This is a genomic window from Acinetobacter sp. TR11, from assembly GCF_027105035.1.
GTDB lineage: Bacteria > Pseudomonadota > Gammaproteobacteria > Pseudomonadales > Moraxellaceae > Acinetobacter.
Window position 1 is genome coordinate 1,253,677 of sequence record NZ_CP114256.1, and the last position, 26,999, is coordinate 1,280,675.

At 37.9% G+C, this 26,999-nt stretch carries 31 protein-coding genes, 1 other RNA gene and 1 pseudogene; 21 read left to right on the plus strand and 12 right to left on the minus strand.

Annotated features, from left to right (window positions below):
* The first annotated feature begins 56 nt into the window (after positions 1-56).
* The 3 genes from O1450_RS06075 (at position 57) to O1450_RS06085 (ending at position 2,951) form a co-directional block, all read left to right on the plus strand.
* Positions 57-512 carry a phasin family protein gene (locus O1450_RS06075; RefSeq protein ID WP_004661467.1) on the plus strand — a complete coding sequence of 152 codons (456 nt, stop codon included), beginning with the start codon at positions 57-59 and terminating at the stop codon, positions 510-512.
* A gap of 166 nt (positions 513-678) precedes the next feature.
* Complete coding sequence (locus tag O1450_RS06080; protein WP_004661469.1) at positions 679-951, plus strand: HU family DNA-binding protein; 273 nt, start codon at positions 679-681, stop codon at positions 949-951.
* A 128-nt stretch (positions 952-1,079) separates the two neighbouring features.
* Entirely contained in the window at positions 1,080-2,951 is a 1,872-nt protein-coding gene (locus O1450_RS06085; protein WP_269230079.1) for a SurA N-terminal domain-containing protein, read from the plus strand.
* A gap of 68 nt (positions 2,952-3,019) precedes the next feature.
* Here O1450_RS06085 and O1450_RS06090 read toward each other — a convergent pair whose 3' ends face one another.
* Positions 3,020-3,859, minus strand: a complete 840-nt coding sequence (locus O1450_RS06090; RefSeq protein WP_269230080.1) for a YbgF trimerization domain-containing protein — start codon at positions 3,857-3,859, stop codon at positions 3,020-3,022.
* Between the two features lie 319 nt (positions 3,860-4,178).
* Between O1450_RS06090 and ffs the strand changes: the two genes are divergently transcribed.
* An RNA gene (gene ffs / locus O1450_RS06095) (signal recognition particle sRNA small type) lies at positions 4,179-4,275 on the plus strand.
* Positions 4,276-4,285: 10 nt separating this feature from the next.
* On the opposite strand, the gene O1450_RS06100 is transcribed toward ffs, so the two are convergent.
* The 4 genes from O1450_RS06100 to O1450_RS06115 form a co-directional block, all read right to left on the minus strand.
* Positions 4,286-4,768: a regulatory protein RecX gene (locus O1450_RS06100; protein ID WP_269230081.1), complete on the minus strand. Its 483-nt coding sequence runs from the start codon at positions 4,766-4,768 to the stop codon at positions 4,286-4,288.
* Between the two features lie 46 nt (positions 4,769-4,814).
* Complete coding sequence (gene recA / locus O1450_RS06105; RefSeq protein WP_269230082.1) at positions 4,815-5,861, minus strand: recombinase RecA; 1,047 nt, start codon at positions 5,859-5,861, stop codon at positions 4,815-4,817.
* A gap of 159 nt (positions 5,862-6,020) precedes the next feature.
* Positions 6,021-6,449: an RNA-binding S4 domain-containing protein gene (locus O1450_RS06110; RefSeq protein WP_269230083.1), complete on the minus strand. Its 429-nt coding sequence runs from the start codon at positions 6,447-6,449 to the stop codon at positions 6,021-6,023.
* Positions 6,433-7,137, minus strand: coding sequence for an HAD-IA family hydrolase (locus O1450_RS06115; protein ID WP_269230084.1), 705 nt, complete (start codon positions 7,135-7,137; stop codon positions 6,433-6,435). Before O1450_RS06115 ends, O1450_RS06110 begins: the two co-directional genes overlap by 17 nt.
* Positions 7,138-7,148: 11 nt before the next feature.
* Between O1450_RS06115 and O1450_RS06120 the strand changes: the two genes are divergently transcribed.
* Complete coding sequence (locus tag O1450_RS06120; protein WP_269230085.1) at positions 7,149-8,006, plus strand: 3'(2'),5'-bisphosphate nucleotidase CysQ family protein; 858 nt, start codon at positions 7,149-7,151, stop codon at positions 8,004-8,006.
* Between the two features lie 51 nt (positions 8,007-8,057).
* Positions 8,058-8,789, plus strand: a complete 732-nt coding sequence (locus O1450_RS06125) for a histidine phosphatase family protein (protein WP_269230430.1) — start codon at positions 8,058-8,060, stop codon at positions 8,787-8,789.
* Positions 8,790-8,907: 118 nt separating this feature from the next.
* Here the strand turns inward: O1450_RS06125 and rpsT are convergent, their stop codons facing one another.
* The gene (rpsT, locus tag O1450_RS06130; protein ID WP_004639414.1) at positions 8,908-9,174 is read right to left on the minus strand and encodes a 30S ribosomal protein S20; all 267 of its coding nucleotides are present in this window, start codon (positions 9,172-9,174) and stop codon (positions 8,908-8,910) included.
* Positions 9,175-9,386: 212 nt separating this feature from the next.
* Between rpsT and O1450_RS06135 the strand changes: the two genes are divergently transcribed.
* The 4 genes from O1450_RS06135 (at position 9,387) to O1450_RS06150 (ending at position 11,846) form a co-directional block, all read left to right on the plus strand.
* A complete protein-coding gene (locus O1450_RS06135; RefSeq protein ID WP_269230086.1) occupies positions 9,387-10,052 on the plus strand; it encodes an NAD(P)H-binding protein in 666 nt (221 codons plus the stop codon).
* Between the two features lie 13 nt (positions 10,053-10,065).
* Positions 10,066-10,578, plus strand: coding sequence for a ribonuclease E activity regulator RraA (rraA, locus tag O1450_RS06140; RefSeq protein WP_269230087.1), 513 nt, complete (start codon positions 10,066-10,068; stop codon positions 10,576-10,578).
* A gap of 11 nt (positions 10,579-10,589) precedes the next feature.
* A complete protein-coding gene (locus tag O1450_RS06145) occupies positions 10,590-11,375 on the plus strand; it encodes a glutathione S-transferase N-terminal domain-containing protein (protein WP_269230088.1) in 786 nt (261 codons plus the stop codon).
* Between the two features lie 117 nt (positions 11,376-11,492).
* Complete coding sequence (locus O1450_RS06150; RefSeq protein ID WP_269230089.1) at positions 11,493-11,846, plus strand: hypothetical protein; 354 nt, start codon at positions 11,493-11,495, stop codon at positions 11,844-11,846.
* A gap of 82 nt (positions 11,847-11,928) precedes the next feature.
* Here the strand turns inward: O1450_RS06150 and O1450_RS06155 are convergent, their stop codons facing one another.
* Positions 11,929-13,455: an acetyl-CoA C-acetyltransferase gene (locus O1450_RS06155; RefSeq protein ID WP_269230090.1), complete on the minus strand. Its 1,527-nt coding sequence runs from the start codon at positions 13,453-13,455 to the stop codon at positions 11,929-11,931.
* Between the two features lie 224 nt (positions 13,456-13,679).
* Between O1450_RS06155 and O1450_RS06160 the strand changes: the two genes are divergently transcribed.
* From O1450_RS06160 to O1450_RS06175, 4 genes are all read left to right on the plus strand, one after another.
* A complete protein-coding gene (locus O1450_RS06160) occupies positions 13,680-15,071 on the plus strand; it encodes a 3-oxoacyl-ACP reductase (protein ID WP_269230091.1) in 1,392 nt (463 codons plus the stop codon).
* 66 nt (positions 15,072-15,137) lie between these two features.
* Positions 15,138-15,992, plus strand: coding sequence for a MaoC family dehydratase (locus O1450_RS06165; RefSeq protein WP_004661494.1), 855 nt, complete (start codon positions 15,138-15,140; stop codon positions 15,990-15,992).
* A gap of 82 nt (positions 15,993-16,074) precedes the next feature.
* Complete coding sequence (locus tag O1450_RS06170) at positions 16,075-17,328, plus strand: serine hydrolase domain-containing protein (protein WP_269230092.1); 1,254 nt, start codon at positions 16,075-16,077, stop codon at positions 17,326-17,328.
* Between the two features lie 218 nt (positions 17,329-17,546).
* Positions 17,547-17,963: a hypothetical protein gene (locus tag O1450_RS06175; RefSeq protein ID WP_269230093.1), complete on the plus strand. Its 417-nt coding sequence runs from the start codon at positions 17,547-17,549 to the stop codon at positions 17,961-17,963.
* Between the two features lie 84 nt (positions 17,964-18,047).
* On the opposite strand, the pseudogene O1450_RS06180 reads toward O1450_RS06175, so the two are convergent.
* A pseudogene (locus O1450_RS06180) lies at positions 18,048-18,554 on the minus strand (GNAT family N-acetyltransferase).
* A gap of 15 nt (positions 18,555-18,569) precedes the next feature.
* Entirely contained in the window at positions 18,570-19,160 is a 591-nt protein-coding gene (locus O1450_RS06185; protein ID WP_269230094.1) for a TetR family transcriptional regulator, read from the minus strand.
* Between the two features lie 125 nt (positions 19,161-19,285).
* Here O1450_RS06185 and O1450_RS06190 point away from each other — a divergent pair, with 125 nt between their 5' ends.
* Together O1450_RS06190 and O1450_RS06195 are read left to right on the plus strand one after the other, a co-directional pair.
* Positions 19,286-20,776: an MFS transporter gene (locus tag O1450_RS06190; RefSeq protein WP_269230095.1), complete on the plus strand. Its 1,491-nt coding sequence runs from the start codon at positions 19,286-19,288 to the stop codon at positions 20,774-20,776.
* A 198-nt stretch (positions 20,777-20,974) separates the two neighbouring features.
* The gene (locus O1450_RS06195) at positions 20,975-21,352 is read left to right on the plus strand and encodes a hypothetical protein (protein ID WP_269230096.1); all 378 of its coding nucleotides are present in this window, start codon (positions 20,975-20,977) and stop codon (positions 21,350-21,352) included.
* Between the two features lie 69 nt (positions 21,353-21,421).
* Here O1450_RS06195 and O1450_RS06200 read toward each other — a convergent pair whose 3' ends face one another.
* Positions 21,422-22,015 (minus strand): Maf family protein, encoded by a 594-nt coding sequence (locus O1450_RS06200; protein ID WP_269230097.1) that lies wholly within the window; start codon positions 22,013-22,015, stop codon positions 21,422-21,424.
* On the minus strand, positions 22,015-22,398 hold the full coding sequence (locus O1450_RS06205; protein ID WP_269230098.1) for a DUF2237 family protein: 384 nt from the start codon (positions 22,396-22,398) through the stop codon (positions 22,015-22,017). Before O1450_RS06205 ends, O1450_RS06200 begins: the two co-directional genes overlap by 1 nt.
* Before the next feature lie 139 nt (positions 22,399-22,537).
* Between O1450_RS06205 and O1450_RS06210 the strand changes: the two genes are divergently transcribed.
* From O1450_RS06210 to O1450_RS06225, 5 genes are all read left to right on the plus strand, one after another.
* Complete coding sequence (locus tag O1450_RS06210) at positions 22,538-23,725, plus strand: phosphoglycerate kinase (RefSeq protein WP_004661505.1); 1,188 nt, start codon at positions 22,538-22,540, stop codon at positions 23,723-23,725.
* 139 nt (positions 23,726-23,864) lie between these two features.
* Positions 23,865-24,107, plus strand: coding sequence for a hypothetical protein (locus O1450_RS06215; RefSeq protein WP_269230099.1), 243 nt, complete (start codon positions 23,865-23,867; stop codon positions 24,105-24,107).
* A gap of 115 nt (positions 24,108-24,222) precedes the next feature.
* The gene (locus O1450_RS06220) at positions 24,223-24,672 is read left to right on the plus strand and encodes a transposase family protein (RefSeq protein ID WP_269230100.1); all 450 of its coding nucleotides are present in this window, start codon (positions 24,223-24,225) and stop codon (positions 24,670-24,672) included.
* A 5-nt stretch (positions 24,673-24,677) separates the two neighbouring features.
* Positions 24,678-24,773, plus strand: a complete 96-nt coding sequence (locus tag O1450_RS16545) for a hypothetical protein (protein WP_442865405.1) — start codon at positions 24,678-24,680, stop codon at positions 24,771-24,773.
* 180 nt (positions 24,774-24,953) lie between these two features.
* Entirely contained in the window at positions 24,954-25,343 is a 390-nt protein-coding gene (locus O1450_RS06225) for a hypothetical protein (protein ID WP_269230101.1), read from the plus strand.
* A 129-nt stretch (positions 25,344-25,472) separates the two neighbouring features.
* On the opposite strand, the gene O1450_RS06230 is transcribed toward O1450_RS06225, so the two are convergent.
* The gene (locus tag O1450_RS06230) at positions 25,473-26,903 is read right to left on the minus strand and encodes a pyridoxal phosphate-dependent aminotransferase (RefSeq protein ID WP_269230102.1); all 1,431 of its coding nucleotides are present in this window, start codon (positions 26,901-26,903) and stop codon (positions 25,473-25,475) included.
* Positions 26,904-26,999 lie beyond the last annotated feature (96 nt).

Here is a 26,999-nt window from a genome sequence, read left to right on the forward strand (position 1 = left end):
CATTTTTATGGTTAAATACGACATACTGTTTGTAAAGTGTTTGGGAGTAATGGTTAATGGACAACTCAAATGTAGAACACCCAACTGATGAGGCAGAGGTAAAAACTAAGCTAAAATCAAAGAGTTCTAAAAAATCTGCCCTTGATTTCAAAAAGTATACGCAACAGATTTGGCTGGCTGGATTAGGTGCTTTTTCACGCGCAGAAGAAGAGGGAAATAAATTATTTGACTCTTTAGTCAAGGTGGGTGAAGAGCTAGAATCCAAGACTGTAGATTTTGCTGATAACACTGTTGGAAAAGTGACTGAAAAAGCCAAAGAATCAGTGACGGATACTAAAGATAAAGTTGAAAAAATTTTAGACACAGGTGTGAATCATTCGTTGAATCGTATTGGTCTAGTCACTCCAAAAGATCTCCAACATATCGAGCAACTTTTAGTTCAGCTACATATTAAAGTAGATGCATTGATTGAAGAAAATAATCAATTAAAGAGTAAATTGAATAAAAAGTAAAAAAATATAGGCACTCGTCTGTTTATGTGGTTTTTGAGTATTTATTTTTACTAAAAAGCCTTTCTAGTATTGCGTTCTCCCCTAAAGCATTGCTATAAAGGCGGCATGGCCTTTTAAACTATAGCCTTGGATCTTAACAAACGATATTAAGAGGATATTTTGTATCATGAATAAATCAGAATTAATTGATGCGATTGCTGAAAAAGGGGGAGTATCTAAGTCGGATGCTGGTAAGGCACTCGATGCAACGATTGCGTCAATCACTGAAGCACTTAAAAGCGGTGATACGGTTACTTTAGTTGGTTTTGGTACATTTAGCGTTAAAGAACGTGCTGCACGTACTGGTCGTAATCCTAAAACAGGTGAAGAGCTTCAAATTAAAGCAAGCAAAGTACCTAGTTTTAAACCAGGTAAGGGTTTAAAAGATTCAGTTGCGTAATCTTTTTAAATCAGAAAACGCACCATTTTGGGTGCGTTTTTTATTTATTGAATGAAATACTTTATTCAGCATTCATTCGCTTTGGTTTTTCAGTTAAAATTGCCCCGAAATAAAATATTGGAATACTTATGGAATCATTTCGTACAGTCATTAAGGGTTGGCTTGGCAAAGTCCTATTAGTTTTGTTTTTGACCCCTTTAGCGCTTGTAGGTATTGAAGGATATTTTAGCGGCAGTAATAAAGCAGACGTTGCGAAATCTGTTAACGGACAAGATATTTCTAATAAAGACTTGGAAAGTGCGACTAAAAATTATAAAGATCAATATTTATCAATGGTAAAAGGTGATGAGTCTCTTTTAAATCAGCCAGTTATTCAGCAAAAAGCTTTAGATGCGCTGATTGCACGCTCTTTATTGCAACAACAGGCGGAAAAGTTAGGTATTTCTTTAAGCGATACTCAGCTAGAGCAAATGTTGGCACAACAACCAAGTTTCCAAGAAAATGGAAAGTTTTCTCAAAAGTTGTATGAAAATTATTTACGTTCAGTCGGAATGACTAACCAAGCTCTAATTGCTAGCTTGCGTCAAGATCATGCACTAAAAATGATTTCATCGACTTTGTTAGATTATGCATTGGTGAGTAAATCTGATTTACATCAGCTTGCGAGTTTGCAAACAGAACAGCGTACTTTGCATTTAGCAAGTATTAAGTTGGACGATTATAAAAAAGGTTTGACTGCGTCAACTCAAGAAATAACAGATTACTACAACAAGCATAAAAATGAATTTAAGCAAGTTGCGAGTGTTGATGTTGATTATGTGGTTTTAAGCCCAGCGTTATTGCCTCAAACTAATTTAAATATTACGGAGGCTGATTTACAACAGGCTTATAAGGCTTTTGTTGAAAAGCAGCAGAAAGATGCAAAACGTGAAGTTAAACATATTTTAATTACAACTGATGCACGTGATGCGGCAGCAGCTCAAAAAATTGCGAATGATGTTTATGCCAAGATTCAGGGTGGAATGTCATTTGCTCAAGCGGCTGCACAATTCTCTGAAGATCCAACTTCAAAAGCACAGGGTGGTTTAGTTGATGCTTATGTACCAGGTATTTTCTCAGCTGACTTTGATAATGCTGTTAATGCCTTAAAGAATGGTGAAGTTTCTAAGCCTGTTAAAACACAATATGGCTACCATATCATTGAAGCAAATGCACCAGCTGCAAATATTCCTTCTTTTGAGACTGAGAAAGCTCGCTTAACAGCTGAAGTACAGAAGGCAAAAACTGCAAATTTATTTAGCGATACTGTAAATAGCTTAAATGAAATGGTTGTGGGCAATGACTCTTTAGAAACAGTTGCTCAAGAAGTGAAGGGTACTCGTGTTGAATCTTTAAATGGGGTGACTTTAACCACGCAAAACCCTTATTTGAGCGATTTAAATGTTAAAGCAAAACTGTTTAATGATGATGTGAAAAACGGTGATCGTAATGCATCTTCTAATATTCAGTTAGCGAATGGTGATACGATTTGGATTAAAGTTCGTAATTACCATGCAGCGGGCGTTAAACCATTAGATCAAGCGACTGCTGAAGTAAAAGCAAAAGTCATTGAAGCAAAGGCGTATAAAGCTGCTCAAGCAAAAATTGCAAAGATTTTAGCTGATTTTAAAGCGTTACCTGCTGCACAAGTTGTTGCAGAATCACAAGTCATTTTTGAAGATGCAGGCACATTTACACGTTCTCAAGGTTTAAAGCGTGCAATTGAGCGTGCTGCTTTCAGCATTCCAGCGCCAACTAAGGAAGGTATGTGGTCTGCTACGACAGCAAAATTACCTAATGAGTTGGTTATCGTTGCAGTTTCAAACGTGAATACTAATGCTGCAAATGAGTTACCGCCAGAGCAAATTACTGAGTTAACTAAGTTGTATCAGCAGTTCCGTGGACAGCAGCTATTAGAAGACTATACTGATTATTTAAAATCAAAGGCGAAGATCAAATAAGTTTGGTCTAAGCTTTAAAATTTAAAAAGCCAGTTCTTATGAACTGGCTTTTTTGTGCATTATAAGCATTATTTTTTCTGAATAAATTTAGCTTCTTCGGATTGTGGATATTGGTTAAGCAACTTCGTTTTATACTGGTTGGCAAGAGCAGTGTTTTTATCGACTTCTTTTGCAATGCTATAAAGTTGATAAACCGCTCGAGATGCTTTTGCTGAATTGGGATAGCGTGTTACTACGATATTATAGTTTTGCTTGGCTGCTTTATAGTCGACAGGTTCAACCGCTAAATAAAACTCAGCCAGCCAAAAGTAAGCATTGCCAACATAAATTCCATTTGGGTGGTTCTTAATGAAATTTTGCATTGGTTGAATGGCTTTTTTTGCCCCACCTTGTTTGTAGGCATCTAGTGCAACCGTGTATGCTGCTTTTTCTAGCTCAATTTGGTTGTTGGTATTGCTCGTGGTAGCAGTATTTGACTTCGGTTGTACAATTGGTGCTTGGATTGTTGAATCTTGTTTAGCTGGTGCTGCAGGGGGTGTTGTTGTTTCTGCTTTGGGTGCTTCAGTTGTAGTTGTATTCTCTGTTTCTGTGTTTTCTTCTGGTGGATCAATTTTTTGAGAGAGTAATTCTAAACGTTGATCTAAATCTGTATAGCGATTTGCTAGTTCTTTTTTCAGTTGCTCAATTGAATTGTCATGCTCTTCTAATTGACCACGTAATTTGCGTACTTCTTCTTCTAGTTTTTGGTTCTTTTGAATGAGATCCCAATTTAGGTTTGAGCCAGTATTAGACATATTTGTATTATCTGCAATCGTCTGGCTGAGTGCACGAGATTCAATGGGAACATTTGCATATAAATGTGCGCTAGCGAGTAGGGCAGTAAAAAGTACGGAATACTTTTTTAGCATAAAAATTCATCCATAAAGTTAAAAAGCCGTGAGCGAACAAGTCCTCATGTTTACTTGTGGCACACTAGATCTATGTTTTTGATTTAGTCATTAAAGCAGCAACTCATTTAAATGCAATAAGCATTTACAATCTTCAAGCATTTTTCGAATAAAGAAATTATCTATTGTTTAATGTTTATACACTTTTAAATTAAATAGATAATATAGAGATAGATTCTGCTGATGAAATAAGCAATTGAATCAAAAAGTCACTTAAAAACAGATACAAGTCTTGCAACTCAGGCAAAAATCTCTATACTTTGTCAGGCAATGGTAGCCCTGCTGGTAGCTTCGCAATTGTACTCTATGAACCCCGCCAGGACCGGAAGGTAGCAACGGTAATAGATCTATGATGTGCCGAAGTAATGCTAGTAGGGCTGCCACCATTTATTCTTCATCGCTCGTTCGAGCAATTGCTTTCATAATTATTCCCATATCAAATCCTCGGTATTGTAAGAATCTAATTTGTCTTGCTTTTAGTTTTGGATCTGTCTCTACATCTATCCCAAATTTCTTTATTTTGAGTTGATAAGCTTGATTTAGCCAATCGACCTCTGAAAGTTCTTCTGTAATAAGTTCTGTATCGAGTTGTTTTGCTTTTAAAGCCTGTTTAATTCTTTGTAATCCTTTACCTTTTCTAAGTTGACTGGCCAATGTGAGTTCTGCAACACGTTGGTCGCTTTGGTAATTTTGTTGTGCTAACTCATCAACTAGATTTGTGACTTCTTCTGGATTGATCGCATATTGATTTAATTTTGCTTCGAGATCTGCTTTGGAATAATCCCGACGTGTAAGAAGGGCGAATGCATAAGAGCGTAATCTTGCACCTGTCAGTGTTTTGGGCTTTTCTATTTTTTCAGAATTAAACAAGTTTTATATCCTCATGAAAGAAAAACGCCCCGAAGGGCGTTTCAGCTTAGCTTTCTAAAAAATCTGGTTCATCTTCATCTTCGGTTTGAGCTGCTTCTTTGTTGTTCTTAGTAAGAAGTTGTTCACGAATGACCTTTTCAATTTCTTGAGCCATTGCTGTATTTTCTTCAAAATGACGAATCACATTATTTTTACCTTGGCCAATTTTATTGCCTTGATATGAATACCAAGCACCCGCTTTTTGTACGATGTCTTGTTGAACGGCAAGATCAACCAATTCGCCTAACTGATTAGTGCCTTTGCCATACATGATTTGGAACACAGCTTCTTTGAACGGAGGCGCCATTTTGTTTTTCACAACTTTAACACGCGTTTCGTTACCTGTGATCTCGTCACCTTCTTTCACTTGACCAATACGACGGATGTCTAAGCGTACAGAAGCGTAGAATTTAAGTGCATTACCACCTGTAGTGGTTTCTGGGCTACCAAACATCACACCAATCTTCATACGGATTTGGTTAATGAAGATCACCATACAGTTAGAGCGTTTCGCATTACCTGTAATTTTACGTAGGGCCTGACTCATTAAGCGTGCTTGTAAGCCCATGTGTGAGTCACCCATTTCGCCTTCAATTTCGGCTTTAGGGGTTAATGCTGCTACAGAGTCGACAACGATTAAATCGATTGCACCAGAACGCACCAACATATCGGCGATTTCGAGCGCTTGCTCACCGTGGTCAGGTTGTGAAACCAATAGATTATCAATATCTACGCCAAGCTTACGTGCATATTCTGGATCTAATGCATGTTCTGCATCGATAAAGGCACAGGTACCGCCATTTTTTTGACATTGAGCAATCGCTTGTAATGTCATAGTAGTTTTACCTGAAGATTCAGGACCATAAATTTCGATAATACGACCTTTAGGTAATCCTCCAATCCCTAACGCGATATCGAGAGTTAAAGAACCTGTAGAAACCGCTTCAACAGCTTGTACAGTATTATCACCTAAGCGCATCACGGTATTTTTACCAAACTGCTTTTCAATTTGGCTTAATGCTGCTTGTAACGCCTTGCTTTTATTATCATCCATCTCAAAACCTCAAAACTTTATCTTCTTAACGACTAACCCAAGTGGATGTATTGAATCTCAACTTGTTGGGACTTGAGTATAGTGGCAGATTCTAGTTGTATATTCCACATCTGATCTGTGCTAATACGACACAAGATGACGCGTCCAAATTAGAAAATTTTATTCATCATGATATGACCATGATTGTACATTTTCTTGTTTAAAACGATTGATATCACGACGATCTTTTTTACTTGGTCGGTGATCAGGTCGGGCTAGATTATGCAATTTTCGCTGTGAAGCATGCAACTCTCTGCGTTCAATACTTTCAGGCGTTTCTTCATAAAGAAGTTGAGCCGTGGGGGCACCACCTCGAACAGCTGATAGTGCTTTCACAACAACGGTCTTTTTCTCAAAACCTTGCTGGATGGTGAGTTCCATTCCAATACGGACGTCTCTAGAAACTTTAACGCGGTCATTGTTGTGATGGACTTTACCACCTTCAATTGCGGCTTTGGCAATAGAGCGTGTTTTAAAAAAACGTGCAGCCCAAAGCCATTTATCAATGCGCATGGCATCCATGCTGTCTGATTCATGCTGTTTTGGCATCTGTTACCTGTAAGTTGGTGTCAAGATAATCAAAGAGATTGGTTAAATGATCAAGAGATGGGTACGCTATTTCCGTGGCGAGTCGAGCTGGTTTAGCGCTAGACGGTTGTAAAATGCTAAACAATTGGTTAATACCAAAACGTTCAGCGCCTTGGAGTACCGCAACCGTATCATCAATAAATATTGCTTGAGCTGGATCAAATGGATGTATTTGTTGTAACTTTTGCCAAAAAGCGACTTCTTCTTTGGCATGCCCAAGCTCTTCGCTACTGATCATGACTTCAAAATAAGGGCTAAGTTCGACATTTTCAAGCTTCAGTTTTAAGCCTGCTCGATCGGCATTGGTCAGTAACCAACAGCGATAGCCTTGAGCTTTGAGTTGTTCTAATAATTCATGACAACCTTTACGTGCGCGAATTTTTTCACGATGTTCATATTGTAGTTGTAAAACATCTACGCCAACTTTAGCAGTCCAATACGCCGAAGAATACCAAGATAGTGTATGCTTATGTTGTTGGTAAAATTGGAATAGTGTTTGTTTACTTTGCTCTAAACTGCATTGATGTGTTTGGGCATGACGTTCAGGTAAACAATGGTTCCAAATGAAATCATCGAAGGCTAAATCGAGTAATGTGCCATCCATGTCGAACATGGCGATAGGCTGCTGCTGTAAATCTAAATATGACATAAGGCTGATCTATGTTTATTAAAACGCTTGCCCCACAAGATCAATTTATTCTGAAACTTGTGCCAATCATGGCGCAGGCAAGTCAAATATTATTGGAAGAATATCAAAATTATTGTGCGGGTGGTGAGTTTAATATTCAGGAAAAAAGTGATGATTCGCCTGTGACTCAGGCAGATTTGAAAGTAAATCGTTTTTTATTAAAGCAGTTAGCGGAAATTACGCCAGAGTTACCAGTGTTGTCAGAGGAGAGTGATTATTCTGCTCGATCTGCTTGGTCACGTTGCTGGATGCTCGATCCTTTAGATGGTACGAAAGAGTTTATTCATGAGCGTGATGAATTTACGATTAATTTAAGCTTGATCGAGGGTAATGAAACGACTTTTGCAATTATTGCCGTACCCTGTGAACAGGTCATGTATATTGGTTATCAGTCACAGTTACCTTATAAGTATAGTTTTAGCCGTCAAGAATGGTTTCAATACAAGATTGAAGAACATGATTTGGCAGCACCACTTCAAATTGGTTTAAGCCATAGCAGTAAAAACCCCAAATATAAAAACTTTATCGAACCAATTTTGCGAGATCGTGCTGTAGAAAGACGTGAGGCAGGGAGTGCCTATAAGTTCTGCATGATGTTAGAGGGTGAAATTGATATTTATCCAAGATTTCATCCAACTTCAGAGTGGGATACCAGTTCAGGACAAGCTTTACTTGAAAGTATCGGTGGTGGATTGATGACTTTGGATGGAAAACCATTTCAATATAATCAGCGTGAGACTGTTTTGAATGGTGGTTTTATCGCGTTTAGAGATCAATATTGCAAAAAAATTGCTTACGAGGCATTGGCGCATTCGGGCATTTTAGATTGAGTCTTCTAGCGTGCGTGGTATAGTGAGCTAAATTTAAGCTTGTATGTGAATATGGCCCTGCATTTATTGCCCAAAAGCATGTTTGAAGCAATTGATTTACTGCCAGATGCTTCAACACCTGTCACTTTGTTTACTCGTCACTCTTTACGTGAGTTGGTGAATGGGCAGGGTTTTGCTGGCTATGACTTGCAATTAACGGAGCAAGGTCGAGATTTGGCTTATGCATGGGGTCAATATCTTATTAAAAATACGGATCGAGCAATTCAGCATTGTATCTCTAGTCCAATTCAGCGTTGTGTTGATACGGCTGCATTAATGATTCAAGGTGCAGATGGGATTCACGAGGCAGTAAATACGCATACGATCGAAATTGTTGAGCAGCGATTGTTGGTAGAACCCGGAAGCTTTGTGCTGGATATTCAGCAAGCAGCCCCTTACTTTCGTAAACAAGGTGCATTAGGGTTTATTAATAGTTTTGTGAACAATGCTTTGCCTGGTATGAAACATCCTATAACAGGCGTTTTTGATGTTTTGGAGCTGTTATATCACACCCATCCGACGCAACATCAAGGTTTAAGCTTGGCTGTTAGTCACGACACCATTATTGCTGCGATCGTTGCAGTGATTTCAGGTCAAACACAAATTGATAAGTCGGATTGGCCTGAGATGATGGAGGGCTTATTTGTGTGGTTTGAAGGTGAGGATTTTAGCAATAGTAAGCTAAAATGGATTTGGCGTGGTCAAAAGCATGAACTGGTCATTAAGGATTTTCAGAATAAATAAGATTTTGGAAAAGTATGATTTAATTGTGCAATTTAAAATTAAGAAACTACTAACGTTGCATTACTAAGTTGAAGACAATAAAAAAGCCCGAAAATCGGGCTTTTTTACATGCATCAAATTAGTTAGCTAAAGCTTTAATTTGAGCGTTTAAGCGGCTCTTGTGACGAGCAGCTTTATTTTTGTGGATGATGCCCTTATCAGCCATACGGTCGATTACAGGTACAGCTGTTTTATAAGCTTCTGAAGCAACAGCATAGTCACCAGCAGCGATCGCATTTACAGTACGTTTGATGTAAGTACGAACCATAGAACGCAAGCTTGCGTTGTGTTTACGTGCTTTAACGTTTTGACGAGCACGTTTTTTAGCTTGAGCAGAGTTTGCCACTCGTGCACTCCTTGAAAATAAGTTGGTCTGGGCGGGCTGAAGTTAAAACCAAAAAATCTTGGCAACATTCACCAGCCCGTAAACAAGTGCCATATTTTGAGGAAACTAAGCCCCGAAGTCAAGCCTTGTGATACTTTTAAGTACATTTAACAGGTGATAATCTTGCAAGAAAACGTTACATTAGGCTTAGTTATGAGTCGGAATAAATAAAAATGAGAATAGGTGACAAAAAGGCAATTGTTATTGGTGCTACCGGGCTAGTGGGTGAAGCGCTAGTGGCTGAATTAGAACAGTCAAATGATTTTAGTTCTGTGACTGTTGTAGTAAGGAAAAATTCAGATAAATTAAAATCTTATAGTAAAGTTACCCAACTTATTCTAGAAGATTTTTTGCTTTTGAATGATGAAGATGTCAGTGCTCATACACATGCATTTAGTTGCTTGGGTAGTACGATCAAACAAGCTGGATCGAAAGACGCATTTTATGCAATTGACTATGAAATTAACGCGCATTTTGCTGATTTAATCCAAGATAAAAATATTCATTTATTGGTGGTCAGTGCCTTAGGAGCGAATGCTAATTCACCAGTTTTCTATAATAAAGTTAAAGGTGAGTTGGAAAACTACTTAAAAAGCTTGTCGATGTATAAGCTCTCAATTTTTCAACCGTCACTCTTAATTGGTAAGCGTAGTGAAGTACGAGTTTTAGAAGATGTGGCACAAACGCTATTTAAATTGGTCGAAAAAACTTGGACCAAGCCGTTTAAATATAAGCCTGTAACCGCAGAACAATTGGCGCATACTATGCTAAATGCAGCTCAAACTCAGACAGCAGCATTCAAACTGTACGATAATTTGATGATACAACAAACCCAATAATGGAGATTTTTCAGTGACTACGATTCCTTTTGTAACTTGCGACTTGTTAGATGATAATCCTGAGAAAGATTTACAGGTCGTAACACCATCTTTAGACGGTAAGTTTTTTAAGAGTTATGGTGCACGCAAGAGCTTTGGTGGGCAGGTTGTAACAGTTAAGTGTTTTGAAGATAACTCACGCGTAAAAGAGCTTTTAGCAACAGAGGGTGCAGGAAAAGTCTTGGTTGTTGATGGCGGTGCATCTATGCGCTGTGCTTTGATGGGCGATTTGATTGCTGAATCAGCTGTGAAGAATCATTGGAATGGTGTTGTGATTTATGGTTGTGTGCGTGATGTTGATGCAATTGCCGAACTTGATTTAGGTGTGCATGCATTGGCTGCAATTCCACAAAAAAGTAATCGTAAGGGCATAGGTGAAGTGGATATTACACTGTATTTTGGTGGTGTGACGATCAATTCTGGCGATTATATCTATGCCGATAATAATGGCATCGTAATCGCGAAAGAAAAACTAGTTGACTGCTAAAGGATAGCAATATGCTCAAAATGGCGAATCATCAATTCAAGGTTTTACAATCTGTTGTTGCAACTTTAATTGAAGGTGGAAGAGGTGTGATGGGAACACCACAACCGAATCAGCCTTCAAAACCATTAAAACTTTATGAGTTTGAAGGTTCACCCTTTTGTCGTCGTGTCCGTGAAGTTGTTACGTTATTAAATTTAGATGTGGAAATTTATCCATGTCCGAAAGGTGGTCAAAAATATCGCCAAATCGTTAAAGAAAAAGGTGGTAAAAGACAGTTTCCATTTTTGATTGATGAAAATACTGGTGATCAACTCTATGAGTCACAAGAGATCATTCATCATCTATTCAAACACTATGGTAAAACTGGGAAAACGCCGAAAAAATTTAGCCATTATCCAAAACTTCCTTATGTTTCAGCTTTAGCATCGGTTGCCAATGCAGCTCGTGGTGTATGGATTAACAAAAAAATTGTTAATCGAGCAGCACCAGCACAATTGCTCGAATTGTGGAGTTTTGAGGCAAGCCCTTATACACGATTGGTTCGTGAAGTTCTGACTGAGCTGGAAATTCCATATATTTTGCATAATGTTGCCAAAGAGCGTTGGCAAGATATAGGGCCAGCAATCTTGCGTTTAAAACCTGGTCAATACATTCCATTACCGAATGGAAAGCGCGAAAAGGTTGTTGAGGTGATGGGACGAGATATTCAAGTGCCATATTTGATTGATCCAAATACAGGCGTGAAGATGTTTGAGTCAGCGAAGATTGTCGATTACTTGAAAAAGCAGTATGGTTAATGAATTACAGAAAAGCATCTTTTAGAAGATGCTTTTTTTTATCAGCGCCGTAGCTTGTTGCTTCTCTGATGTATTTAGCTGTTTAATACAATCGAAATATAGTGATGTGATTTATAAATGTTAAGCCAACTGACCAATCTATTCAAAAGCACCAAAGAGACACCTGAGCAGTTATTTTTAAAAGAACATGCTTTATCATTTGATGTAGAGAAAGGTGCGATTCTGCATGGTGTGGTGCTGAATGAGTTGGGCTTTCGTTTGGAATATTTCTCAAACCGAAAATTAGATCGATTTGATGATCTAGAGAAGCTGTTTAGGATTGCACCGCAAATTAATGAAAAGATTGATTTGGAATTGCACTCACAGCGATTTGTTGAGCGCTTAGGAAATACAGAAGAAAACCTTAAAGAACTCAAACAAGCGATTAAAGTTTTAAATGATTATTATGTGAAGTTTCAAAGACCAAGATAAGTATAAATATTTTTATGAGTTTTAATATCTAAATAAAAAAGCTGAATCATTTGATTCAGCTTTTTAGTATGCAAGCTAACGATTATTTTTCAATAATTGCTGTCACACCTTGACCGCCAGCAGCACAGATCGAAACTAAGATACGACCTGAACCTTTTTGGTTTAAGATTTTCGCAGCAGTCGCGATGATACGACCGCCAGTTGCAGCGAATGGGTGACCCGCAGCTAAAGAAGAACCTTTAACGTTTAATTTGCTACGATCAATAGAACCTAAAGGTGCATCTAAACCTAAACGCTCTTTACAGAATTTCTCATCTTCCCAAGCTTTCAAAGTAGAAAGTACTTGTGATGCAAACGCTTCGTGGATTTCGTAGTAGTCGAAATCTTGAAGTTTAAGGCCAGCACGCTCAAGCATACGTGGAACTGCATAAGCAGGAGCCATCAATAAGCCTTCTTTTTTACCAACGAAATCAACTGCAGCTGTTTCAGAGAAAGTTAAGTAAGCTAGAACTTCGTGACCATTTGCTTTAGCCCATTCTTCAGAAGCTAAAAGTACACATGAAGCACCATCAGTAAGTGGAGTAGAGTTACCCGCTGTCATTGTTGCAGCTTCGCCTTTACCAAATACTGGTTTTAATTTTGCTAATTTCTCAGCAGTTGAGTCAGCACGTAAGTTGTTGTCACGGCTTAAACCTAAGAACGGCGTGATTAAGTCATCGAAGAAACCTTCTTCGTATGCTTTCGCCATTTTTTGGTGAGAAGAAGCAGCTAAAGCGTCTTGATCTTCACGAGCAATACCCCATTCAAGGGCAGTAATTGCTTGGTGATCACCCATAGATAAACCAGTACGTGGTTCACCATTTTTAGGTGCATCCATAAGATCTTTAACGTTAATTTTAGATAAAGCTTTTAAACGATCTTTACCTGTTTTAGCGATGTTGAGCTCAAGCAAAGCTTTACGTAAACCATCACCGAAAGCGATCGGAGCGTCAGATGTAGTATCAACACCACCAGCGATACCTACTTCGATTTGGCCTAAAGCAATTTTGTTTGCAACTTGGAATGCAGCTTGTAAACCAGTACCGCAAGCTTGTTGAAGATCGCAAGCTGGAGTTTCAGGAGCAAGTTGAGTATTTAAAACACACTCACGTGTCATGTTAAAGTCACGGCTGTGTTTTAATACTGCACCAGCAACCACTTCACCTAAACGTTGACCTTGTAGGTTGAAACGCTCAACCAAACCGTTTAATGCAGCTGTAAACATGTCGATGTTAGAAGCTGTAAAATAAGCGCCGTTAGAACGTGCGAAAGGAATACGGTTACCGCCAATAATGGCAACACGGCGAACAGTGTTTTGGCTCATGATTTTATCCTGTTGAACAGAAGGTTTGGTTGTTTTAGCTGGTGCTACTTTTGTAGATGTAGAAGAAGCAGTGCTTTTTGTACTACGACTGTTAGAACGAGGACGAGTCGTTTTAGTTGTCGTACTTGCTGCTTTAGGAGTTGCGTCAGCACTTTTACTTGGAGTAGAAGTTGCTTTTGATGTATTTGACACAGTCTCTTGAGCAGAATTCTCGACTGCTGGATTTTCTTGAGTTGTTTTGCTCATAAGGCTTTTCCAAGCATAATTGCGATATTCTTGCTATAACCATAGCATATTTCCAATACTGCTGTATTGACTAGAATGACGCTTTAGACCACATTCAGGTCAAGACATCCAGACATGAAGTCAAGTATGATTTATTGTGAGTCAATCAAACATTGGTTTCATGTTATTTTGCTGACATGGTTTAGATGTTTGTAAAAAATTCATTTGTATGAGAGATAATAATCATGACCGATCAATACCAAGCATTTACACAATCACCTTTGGGTAAATTTGTTGTAAAAAATTTAGGTTTACCATCACCAGTTAGCTTAGATCGTTTTGAAAGTGCCCAACCTGTTGTAAATGGTGCCGTATTGCTTGGCGCAGCACCTTCAAGCACTATTTCTGCTTCTATTGCACAAGTTCTTAGCAATATCCATGCAGATAGTTATGTCGGCAATAATGTTGAATTACAACAAACGGCTGCAAAAGTAGGTTTAAATCTTCGTCCTTTAAATGCGGATGATAAAGAGTCTAAATTTAAAGCAGTGGTGTTTGATGCATCTGGTATCCAAGATTCAGAACAATTAAAAGCGTTGTATAACTTTTTTAATCCAATCGCTCGCCAAATTTCAAGTTCAGGTCGTGTGATTGTCATTGGTACAACACCTGAAACAGCAAAGACTGTAAAACAAGCAATTGCACAACGTGCGCTTGAAGGTTTTGTGAAGTCTGCTGGTAAAGAATTCAAAAAAGGTATTACTGCTCAAGTGGTTTATGTAGACCAAGGTGCAGAAGCAAACTTGGAATCAACGCTACGTTTCTTAATTTCACCACGTTCAGCTTATGTTTCTGGTCAAGTGATCCGTATTTCTAAAGCAGAAACAGTGAAATTAGATTGGGCTAAGCCACTTGCGGGTAAAACTGCACTCGTAACAGGTGCAAGCCGTGGTATCGGTGAAGCAATTGCACAAGTATTGGCACGTGACGGCGCACATGTGATTTGCTTAGATGTTCCTCAACAACAAGCTGATCTTGAGCGTGTTGCGGGTTCAATTGGTGGTTCAGTATTGGCAATCGATATTACTGCTGCTGACGCTGGCGAGAAAATCAAAACTGCTGCTGCTAAACAAGGCGGTTTGGATGTAATCGTACACAATGCTGGTATTACTCGTGACAAAACTTTGGCAAACATGAAGCCAGAGCTTTGGGATCTAGTCATCAACATTAACTTGTCTGCAATTGAACGTGTTAACGATTACTTACTTTCTAATGATGGTTTAAATGCAAATGGTCGTATCGTTTGTGTATCATCAATCAGTGGTATTGCGGGTAACTTGGGTCAAACCAACTATGCAGTGTCTAAAGCAGGCGTAATTGGTTTGGTTAAATTTACTGCACCAACATTGAAGAATGGTATTACGATCAACGCGGTTGCACCAGGCTTCATTGAAACTCAAATGACTGCCGCGATTCCATTTGCGATTCGTGAAGCAGGTCGCCGTATGAACTCAATGAACCAAGGTGGTTTACCTGTAGATGTTGCTGAAGCAATTGCTTGGTATGCTTCTACTGGTTCAACAGGTGTGACAGGCAACGTTGTTCGCGTATGCGGTCAAAGCTTGTTGGGCGCTTAAGCGTTAAAAGTTTTGAAGAGGGGTGCTTGTGCATCCCTTTTTTATAAAAATATAGAAAGGTTCATTATGAATACACGCCATTTTAGTCAATTACCAAAGCCTTACTTAGCTTATCCAAAAGTTATTCAAGGTTTAATTTTTAAAAAGCCAAAAGGCGAAAAAGTATTACCACAAGTTGAATACGTGGTAGATACACTTAACATTGATGCAAAACATTTAGAAAGCTATAACGAAATTTGTGGTTTTAAAAATGATGGTTTTGTTCCTGCAATTTATCTAGCTGTGTTGTCTCAAAGCTTGCAAATGCACATGATGACCAGCGAAGCATTTCCATTCGCAATTTTAGGTTTGGTGCATATTCGTAACCAAATCAAACAAACACGTAAAATCGCTGTAAATGAGCAAATTACGTTGTCATGTAAATTTGGCGAACTTCAGCCACATGATAAAGGCTTACAATTCGATTTCATTACAACTGCCAAAGTGGGCGGTGAAGTGGTGATGGAAAGTTTAACGACTTATTTATCACGTCAAAAAACTGAGAAAAAAGCTTCTGAAAAATCGAAAGAATCTAAAGAGCCTGCATATCAGCCAAAAGCAGAATGGAATATTTCTGAGAATACTGGTCGCCGCTACGCATTGATTTCAGGTGATTTTAACTTGATTCATATTCATGCTGTCACAGCTAAAGCCTTTGGTTTTAAACAAGCGATTGCACATGGCATGTGGAGTAAGGCGAAAGCGTTAGCAAGCATTGAGTTACCTGCGGCTTATGAAGCAGATGTTTGGTTTAAATTGCCAATGTATTTACCATCAACTGTTGAGTTTTTAACAGCTGCTGAATCAAAACAAACTGATTTCTTGATTCGTAACGTTAAATCTAAAAAGCCGCATGTTGCGGGAACAGTAAAAGCACTTTAATACTGAATAGTATTATTGAGTCAGCCCTTTTGTTCGCAAGAGGGTTATTCTAAAAAATATAAATATCATAAGGATATGTGCATTGATTAAAGAGATTTTATTTGCCGATACGCATAACTATCATGGCAAGGTTGATGAGCGTTTTATTGACTTAGCAATCCAATTCAGTCGTTTTCAGGATGCGAGAAGCCATCAGGGTGGCGCTGCATTGGTGGTATATTTCCAAGGTCAGAAAGTTGTTGATATTTTTACAGGCAAAAAATCTCAAGAACAAGATTGGCAATCTGATACTTTGGCAATGTGTTATTCGACAGGTAAAGGAATTTTAGCAACGCTTGCACATATTTTAGTAAGTGAAGGCTTACTGGATTATGATCAGCCAATTGCACATTATTGGTCTGAGTTTGCCCAAAATGGTAAAGCCAATATTACATTACGTCATGTTTTATCGCATCAAAGTGGTTTATTCGATATCCGCAATACGATTGAGACAGCAACAGAAATGTTGGATTGGTCGCATATGTTAGAGGTAATGGCGGCTGCTACGCCACGTTTTGCAGCAGGACAAAGCTTTGCTTATCAACCGCTGACTTATGGTTGGCTCGTAGGTGGGGTCATTGAAAAAGCAGCGAAACAGCCTTTAAGTTGGTTAATGCAGCGTTATCTGGTGCAACCGCTTGAATTGGATGGTGCATATTTTGGTACACCAAACTCTGAATTACAGCGAGTTGCTCGGTTACTTGAAAAACCTAAAAAACCATCTGCACCAAAGCCACAAGTTAAAAAAACTGATCAACCTCGCAAAGCCTCATTATCAGAAAAGTTCTTAGAACTTTCAGGGCAAAGCCCTCAAGATTTCCAAGATGCCATGATTCCAAAAGGCATGCGTAATTTTAGCTTCTATAGTGATGCTGGTTTACAAGCTGTTATTCCAGCGGCAAATGGAGTCTTTACCGCAGATAGTTTGGCAAAAGTCTATGCGATGCTTGCCAATCAAGGACAGTGGAATGGTCAACAATTGATTCGTCCAGAAGTGTTTAAGCAGTTAAGCACCGTACAATCTAAAGCACGTGATCGAGTGATGCCAATTCCAATGCATTGGCGTTTGGGTTATCACCGTATTTTGACGATGGGCAAACGTGCGCCACATGGTTTTGGTCATGTTGGTTTTAATGGTTCTGGAGCGTGGTGTGATCCAGATCGTGAACTGAGTTTTGCTTATACGCATAATTTTAATATTACCTCTGCAACGGGTGATTATCGTTTGTGGGGTTTAAGCCAAGAGACCTTGCGTTGTGCAGATGCTATTTTAAATGGAAAGAAAGGGTGGTTTTAGATTGGGAAAACCATTTATTTAATTGCAAATAAAAATGATTTTATAAACTTTGATTAGGAAAAGTCTATAAAAAAGTCTTTTTATCCATGATGGTGAGTGCAAAACTTGGTTGGATGATATAGGACATTACTCTATTTGGGAAGGTTAGTCGATTCAGCTAATATCTTTTAAAGTTGATTAAATTTAACTTAATTTTTTAGAGAGTTTGGGCAATAAATATGAGTCAAATTAGATCAAAAGATTTAAGTCTAGTCGATTTACATAAGCATGGAGTGTGGACTTGGAGTTCAGATTTATACCAAGCGGAAGATTTGCTAGTAGCTGTGTCGATGAAATCAGAAGAAGGATTGGCTGAGTTTGAAACATTGCTAATTCATGCAGTGTTTACATTAGCAAATGGACAAATATTAGAAGGAATCATCGTTTATGATCTAGATTTAGAAACGGTGTTTGCGATTGAATTATTTATTGAAGATACCAGAATTGCTTTAAACCAATATTTACCAGACATTTCTTTAAAAGAGCTAAAACAAAATACTACGTTGAATACAGAGATAAATAGCCAAATTTTTCCAATAAGGTTTGAAGCAATCCCAAGGACATTTTCAACAATAAAAGGGGAATTTAGCTTTTAATTGTCTGACTAATTTATAAACTACCAAGCTAGTGATTATTGAATTTGACATAAGCTTAACTTTACATTTCTCTTTTTAACTAACTTAATCTTGATAGGGCGGAATATGATAAATCACCGACTCATATTTCCTTTGCATCTCGTATCCAACAATAGTTCCACCTAGAAAATTAGCCAGTTTACGACTAGGCTGATTTTCGACTGTAACTGGATATAAAAAATATTGAACTGGATGGCTAGAAGCCTAACACAATACTTCTAAAATCGCTTCTTTGGCAAAACTTTGATTGTGACAATTTTCCCGAATCCATAAGCCAAATTCTGGTGTCGAAGTGTGTAAATGATGAATACCAATTAAGCCAATAAACAGATGGGTTCCTTTATCACGTAGAACAAAATGATGGTCGGTATACTTTGTTTCAGCAATTAGCCATTTTTGACCGATTTGCTCCAACTCTTTGAAGCTTTGAGCAGGTTCCCAAATCATATAACGGGTTAAAGTTGTTGTTACGTAAGGATAGATGTCGGCAAGATCATCCATTTGAAATAGAAATAAATCGAATCTTTGACTTTGTAAGAATGGTACTTTCATTTTTATTTCATTTCTTTAGATTCTATTCTTAAAAAGTTCTGCCTGAATAATCGCGTCAGTATGTCTTTTAAAATCTACCTCATTTAAACCATTCAAACCCAGTTTATAAATGCCTTCTAGTCCACAGACAAAAGCAATCAATCGCCAAGCAATATCATGACTATTCGTGTCAAATTGAAATTCCCCTTGAGCTTGACCTTCATCAATCATGCGTACAATCGAAAGATGCCAATCTTGCATTGCAATATTATAGGCAAATTTAATTTCTTGATCCTGATCAATTAAAACTTCAGCTTCATTCCACAGTCGTAAGTAGGGTTGAATTTGTTCAATATTTTCACATCCAAGTAGAAGTGAAAGACGTTGTAAATAATTTGTTGTATTCACTTGGCTTTCAATCTCATCAAGTTGCTGCATAAGCTTAATAAATGCTTCTGCTTTGAGGTGTGAGTTAGATGCAAAGTGATGGTGGACTTGTCCTGTCGAGGTTTGGGCTTCTGTGGCAATACGGCGAACGGTCATCGCAGAGAAACCTTCATTCAAAGCAACTTGCATGGCTGCTTGTAGAATCATTTCACGACGTTGTTCTTTATTTAAATAAGCCATACTTTCAGTGCCTTAGGCGATAGTCACAAACACGAACAAAATAACGTATATTTTGAAATTGGACAAGTGTCCAGTTTCGCTTATAATAATGCTAATTTGAACGCGTGTCCAATTTAGAGAAATTTATGTCTAGCAAGTGGTTAATTCTTGCAATCGTTGTATTGATCTACCTCCCTGTATCAATTGATGCAACTGTCCTCCATGTCGCAACACCGACGTTGAGTGAGTCACTTTCATTATCGGCAAATGAGTTGCTGTGGATTATTGATATTTATTCTTTGGTCATGGCAGGTCTTATTTTGCCGATGGGGGCATTGGGAGATCGTATTGGCTTTAAAAAGCTCATGGTGATTGGTGGGATTTTATTTGGTCTAGCATCATTGGCCGCTGCCTTTTCTTTTACCGCATATGCACTGATTGGTTCTCGTGCTTTATTGGCTGTTGGTGCAGCCATGATTTTGCCTGCCACTTTATCTGCGGTTCGTAATACTTTTCTTGATGAAAAACAACGTAATTTTGCTCTAGGCATTTGGGCGACAGTCGGCGGTGGTGGTGCAGCCTTTGGCCCATTACTGGGTGGTTTTCTATTGGAGCATTTTCATTGGGGTTCAGTCTTCTTGATTAATGTTCCGATTATGCTTGCTGTCATTATTTTTACTATATTTGTCATTCCGAAACAGACGGGGCAACCCAAACAACATCTCAATTTATTACAAGCTATTGTTTTAGTGATTGCCATCCTAAGTATGATCTATGCGATCAAGACTGTAATGCACGGCTTTAGCATCTGGTCAGTTTTGATCTTTGCAGTGGGTTTTAGTTTGTTGATTGGCTTTATTCGTACACAGCTCACATCAACCTCTCCAATGATTGATATTCAATTATTCAAACATCCTGTGATTGCGACAGGTGTCGTGATGGCGATTGTATCAATGATGGCTTTGGTTGGCTTTGAGTTGCTGATTTCTCAGGAACTGCAATTTGTTTATCAGCTTTCACCATTGGCAGCAGGGGCATTTATTCTACCCTTTATGATTGCGATCAGTTTAGGAGGCCCAGTCGCTAGTATGCTGGTCAACCGTTTCGGTCTGCGCTCAGTTGCATCGCTTGGTATGTTGATGAGTGCTTTAAGTTTATGGGGCTTGGCAAATACCGACTTTATACAGGCGAAGATACAGGTCTGGAGTTGGATGGTGGTATTGGGTCTGAATGTTGAAATTGCATTATTGGCTTCAACTTCTGCAATTATGTCCTCAGTTCCACCAAGTAAAGCCACAGCAGCAGGGGCAATTGAAGGGATGGCTTATGAACTGGGGGCGGGTCTGGGAATTGCCTTTTTCGGTTTGATGTTGTCATGGTTTTATGCCAACTCGATTGTGGTGCCAACCGATGTGCCACATAACATCATTGAACAGGTAAGCAGTTCGATTGGTGAGGCGGTTCAAGCTGCCAAGCAATTACAGCCAGTGATTGCTGAGCATGTGATTGAAGCTGCAAAACAGGCTTTTAGCCAATCGCATCGTTCAGTGCTGAACGTGGCTGCGCTCTTGTTCTTGATCTTGTCGATTTTTATTTGGTTTGCATTGCCGAAAAGAGTTTATTCAGTTGAAGAATAGTTGGTTTACCCTTATCCAAATTGGGTTTGGGTAAGGGTGTGGCTAAAATAAGCGGTTAGTATTAAAATTTGATAGCGTTAAAGCAAAATCGCATATTAATAATTTGTTATGCTGTAATAAAGGTTCATAAATGTAGTTTTCAGTGCTAATAATGAAATGCTATACTAATTTTTCATATATTTTGCAATAACTTATAAAATGAAAAAAATTTCGCTATTTCTTGCATTAATCGCTTTGATGGGATCAACCTCAACACAGGCTTATGAAGCAGAGCCAACAAAAAAAGATATGAAGGAATTTTATGCTTTATTAAAAATTATTTATAGCGATATGCCTGCATTAATGAATGGATTTGAAGTTTTAATAGATAATGATTTTGATTTGAATAAAATAAAAGATAAAAAAACTGTTTGTGATGCGGTACAGGCAGCGGAAAGGATTACTTATATAGCTAATCAATCTAAAGTTCATCCATATTTTCAGAAATCAATCGACCAGTTAAGAGAAACAATGCCTGAAGATAATGCAAAGGTTATTAAACAAGGTCTTCAGGATAGTGGCTATAAGTGTTTATAGTAAATAAAAAATTGGTGTTGGCATCTTTTTGAAAAAATACCTTGTCTCAATAATCTTAGATAAGGTTTTCTAAGGAACTTTAAGCTCGAAAGCACGTAAGATCTTGCATAACTGAATCATGGGTAGACCCATCAACGTAGTTTGATCGTCACCAACCATTTTATCAAATAAGCTAATCCCCAAGCTTTCACATTTAAAACTACCCGCACAATGCAAGGGCTGATCTATTTCAATATAACGCTCAATTTCAGCCAGCGTCAGTTGACGAAATTTCACTTGGTAATGCTCAACCAGTGTTATTTCAAACCTTGATTGCAAGTGCTGAACACTGAGAGCGGTGCTAAAAAATACGATTTTCCCTGAGTTTTCTTGTAATTGTTGAATGGCATTTTCAACACTTAAAGGCTTACCAATAAAATCATATGGTGCGTGTTCACGCCAAGCGACTTGATCAGAACCAATCACAATCGCATTTGGATGTTGTTGTGCAATAACTTGCGCTTTCTGAAAAGCGAGACGTTTAGCTAAATCATCGGCATGCAATTCACCCATTGCAGATTCATCAATATCGGGTGAAATGCAATGATAATCGAGCCTTAAACGATCCATCAAGTCTTTACGGGTTTGGCTGCTCGATGCCAAAATCAATTCAAACTGATTCATTAGACCGCATATTCCACGAGAATATTCAGTGGTACATAATGTAAAACAGCATTATGACAAGCATTCAATTTAATTGGTGGGGCATGACCTGCTTCGTATGCTTCAACCCAACGTGTGATGCAAATACACCAAAAATCACCTGGTTTTAATCCAGGGAAACCCACTTCTGGTAAAGGTGTAATTAAATCATTCCCAACTTTTTGTGAGAAATTTAAGAAATCTGAAGTCATTTGTGCGCACATGGTGTGCTGACCTAAGTCCGTGACCGCCGTATGGCAAAAACCATTACGAAAATAGCCCGTGATCGGGTCAAAGCAACAACTAGATAAAGGTTCGCCAAGAACATTTAAACGATTAATTTTTGGATCAGGATGAATAGACATAAGAATACAAAGATTTAATGACGATGATTATGATAATCAAAAGTGAAATTTTAGACAGCTTTTCTGCAAAAAAACTCACCTTTATTTCAGAGAATCATTTAAAATTGTGCCGTTTTTAAAATCAACTAGAGAGCCATCCATGAATTTTCAGCGCATGACTGACCTTGATTTAGCAGGTAAACGTGTTCTTATTCGTGAAGACTTAAACGTTCCTGTAAAAAATGGGGAAATTACCAGCGATGCACGTTTACGTGCTGCATTACCAACAATCAAAGCTGCGTTAGATAAAGGCGCTGCGGTAATGGTATTTTCTCATCTTGGTCGTCCTGTAGAGGGTGAGCCAAAGCCAGAGCAATCACTTGCACCAGTTGCAGCTTATTTAAGCACTGCTTTGGGTCAGGATGTTAAATTATTTACTGATTATTTAGATGGCGTTGAGGTTGAAGCGGGTCAAGTGGTATTACTTGAAAATGTACGTTTCAATCATGGCGAAAAGAAAAACAAAGAAGAGCTTGCACAAAAATATGCAGCACTTTGTGATGTATTTGTTATGGATGCATTTGGTACTGCTCATCGTGCAGAAGCGTCAACAGAAGGCGTAGCACGTTTTGCAAAAGTTGCTGCTGCTGGTCCGTTATTAGCCGCTGAATTAGATGCGCTAGGTCGAGCAATGCAAACACCTGAAAAACCAATGGTAGCAATTGTTGCAGGTTCTAAAGTATCAACAAAACTCGATGTATTAAATTCACTCTCTACTATTTGTGATCAATTGATTGTGGGTGGTGGTATTGCTAATACATTCCTTGCTGCTGCTGGTTTCAATGTTGGTAAATCTCTCTACGAAGCTGATTTAATTGACACTGCAAAACAAATTGCTGCAAAAGTAAGTGTTCCATTACCAACTGATGTCGTTGTTGCTGATGCAACTCAAATCGACTTCAGTGACTTCTTGGGTTCTTTAGCAAATGCTCAGGCAGTTGTTAAGAAAGTAGAAGATGTTGCAGATACTGACATGATTTTAGATGTTGGTCCTGAAACGGCACAAGCTTTTGCAGAAATCTTAAAAACATCAAAAACGATTCTTTGGAATGGTCCAGTAGGCGTATTTGAAGTTGATCAGTTTGGTGAAGGAACCAAGACACTTTCGTTGGCAATTGCTGAATCTGCTGGTTTCTCAATTGCAGGTGGTGGTGATACATTAGCAGCTATTGATAAATATGAAGTTGCTGATCAAATCGGTTATATCTCAACGGGTGGTGGTGCATTCTTAGAATTTGTAGAAGGCAAAACTTTACCTGCGGTCGCTGTACTGCTTGAGCGTGCTTAATAAAGATTTACCCTTTGATATATAACGAAAGATAAAAAAGGAGTCGATGCAAATCGGCTCTTTTTATTTTGTCATCAAATTGTCATATATTTGCAATATGATTGTCATCAACTTAACCAACTAACTGTGGAAAGCCGTGATGAAAATGAAATTAACCCTTGCCGCTTTAATTATTGCTCCAATCATGTTAACTGCATGTGGAAAGAAAGAAGAAGCAAAAAATGTTGAACAGCAAGAGCAAGTAGCTTCAGAAGTATCAGCACCGACTACTCCAGAGCAACAAGCTGCGATCAATGCAATTGATAAGCCAGAATTACAAGATAAGAAAAATGCTGAAGCAGTAAGCCCAGCTTCGGAAGAGGCGGCGAGCGAAGTTCACTAAGCTGAATGTAATAAAAAAGCCGATATTAATAGATCTCTTGCATAAATCAAAGAACGATCAGTTCATTGATTTTTTTTGAACTAATAAGTGGGCTATTTTTGTTTATAATGACGGCATGAAATATACCGATATCAAATTATTACCCGAGCATCAATTTAAACGATTGATTGGCATTAAACCATCAACATTCTATCAGATGATTGATATGCTTAATGCCAATCAACCTGAGCATAACCGTGGCAGACCTAGCAAACTTACCATCGAAGAACAACTATTACTGACTTTAAGTTATTGGCGCGAGTATCGAACCCTCTTTCATACGGCAATGAGCTTCGGTATTCATGAATCTAGTGCTTGTCGTGCTATTAGAAAAATAGAAAATATACTGATAAAATCTTATTTATTTCATTTACCTAAAAAGTTACCACGTGGTGAGGGCGCGGATTGGGAGGTGGTGGTGGTTGATGCAACATTTCATAAAAGAGCGGATACTCAGGCGTTATTGGAACAACAAGGGCATCAGATCTTTGGCTTCCTGCATACAGTCCTGATTCAAATCCTATAGAAAAGATGTGGGCATGGGTTAAACGCAAGCGTAAAGAGTGGTTGATTGATTCAATTGATCAATTATTTCGGTTATTTTTCAATAAATGTATGAATAATTAAACGGTTTTACTATAATTCTATATTAGATCATCCAAAAGAAATTCCTATCCAATGATAAATTTTAATAATATTATTTATTAATTAAATATAAGAGATTAATAAAGCTAATAGTTAAAGCGGATTAAAATTATAGATAGAGTTGTGATATTTAATTAAATAAAATTTTACAAGGATAGTTAAGTGAATATTAAATTTATTAAAATAGGGTTGGTACTATTTAGTATAGTATGCATTAATGCTTCATGTTATTTAAATAAATTTTCAGAATCAGCCAAAAGAGAGTCTGAGCAACGAAATTTACTAGGAGTTAAATATTTCTCCAAGGCTAAGATAAAAGGAAAGGTAAAAGAAATAAATTTTATAGAGGATAGAGAAATATATGCATATGATATTATGGTTATAGGTGATGTTGATAATATGTTGAAGATCAATCCAACATATTTGTTTGTATATTATGATAAGGGTGATAATATGAAAATGTTAACTATTTATCTAAGTTCGAGTCTTAATATTAAAGTTGGTCAAACTATCTGTAAGGATGAAAATAGTTTATATTTTTATCCTTGTTAAAATTTAAGTAAACTAGCTAAATAGTGGTTAATATATTAAATTCTAATTAAATTACTCTAAGCCATTAAATTGAGTATATATATCTTAAAAAAGGAAGCGATTTGCTTCCTTTTTTATTGCTAATTTTGCTTAACGCATTTTCGCCAAGAAACGGCTTAAACGATTAATTGCTTCACGTAGCTCATTTTCAGCAGGTAAGAACACTACACGGAAATGATCTGGTGTTGGCCAATTAAAACCTGTGCCTTGAACCAATAAAACTTTTTCAGCTTTTAATAGATCTAACATCAGTTTTTCATCATCTTCAATTGGATAGATCTCAGGATCAAGTTTTGGGAAACAGTACATTGCTCCATCAGGCTTAACACAACTTACGCCAGGAATCTCATTCAACATTTCCCATGCAATATTACGCTGTTCATACAGACGACCGCCTGGACGAATTAAATCATTAATAGACTGATAACCGCCGAGTGCGGTTTGTATAGCATATTGTGCTTGATGATTCGCACACAAACGCATTGAAGCGAGCATGTCTAAACCTTCAATATAATCCGCTGCACGTGATTTATCACCTGTGATCGCCATCCAACCTGCACGATAACCAGCAATACGATAGGCTTTTGATAAACCATTAAATGAAATGCAAAGTTGATTGCCAGCTAAAGCTGCAACTGCAACATGCTCAATGCCGTCATAAATGATTTTGTCGTAGATTTCATCAGCAAATAAAATCAAATCATGTTTTTTTGCTAAAGCAACAATTTGCTCTAATACATGACGTGGATAAACTGAACCTGTTGGGTTATTTGGATTGATGATAACAATACCACGTGTATTTGCTGTGATTTTGCTTTCCATATCCGCAAGATCAGGATACCAATAGTTTTCTTCATCACATTTATAATGAATAGCTTTACCGCCAGACAGATTGACTGCTGCTGTCCATAATGGATAGTCAGGCATAGGAACGAGCATTTCATCGCCATCGTTCAGTAAGCCTTGCATCGCCATCACAATCAGTTCAGACACACCATTTCCGACATACACATCATTAACGTGCATATCAAAAACGCCTTTTTGCTGATAATACTGGCAAATGGCTTTACGCGCAGGGAAGATCCCTTTTGAGTCTGTGTAACCAACCGCATTCGGTAGGTTTAATGCAACATCATTGATAATTTCTTGTGGAGCTTCAAAACCAAAAGGTGCAGGGTTGCCGATATTGAGCTTGATGATCTTGTGTCCTTGCTCCTCCATTTCATTGGCGGCGCGTAATACTGGTCCACGAATGTCATAGCAAACATGCTCAAGTTTCGATGATTTCTTGATTTCACGACTTGATTGAGCGAAGTGGGATGTAACAGTATTTTTAGACATAGCAGGATTCACTTTTGCATATCGGTATAAATAACTTTTAAAGGTTTCGACACTTACCAAATCAAGATCATGTTGATCTCTAAGTAATTCAACAATTTTTTCATAGGTAAAACCTGATTGTTGATATTGTTTAATTGTTGGTAAGAGTTTTTGAAAAACCACACTTTTTTTCTGAGACATTTTTTGTCCTATACAACCGTGCCCAACAAGAATAACACTATCTTTGCTTACGAGAAAGATAGTTTTGTTAAAATTTGCTTACCTCTTAATTTTAAA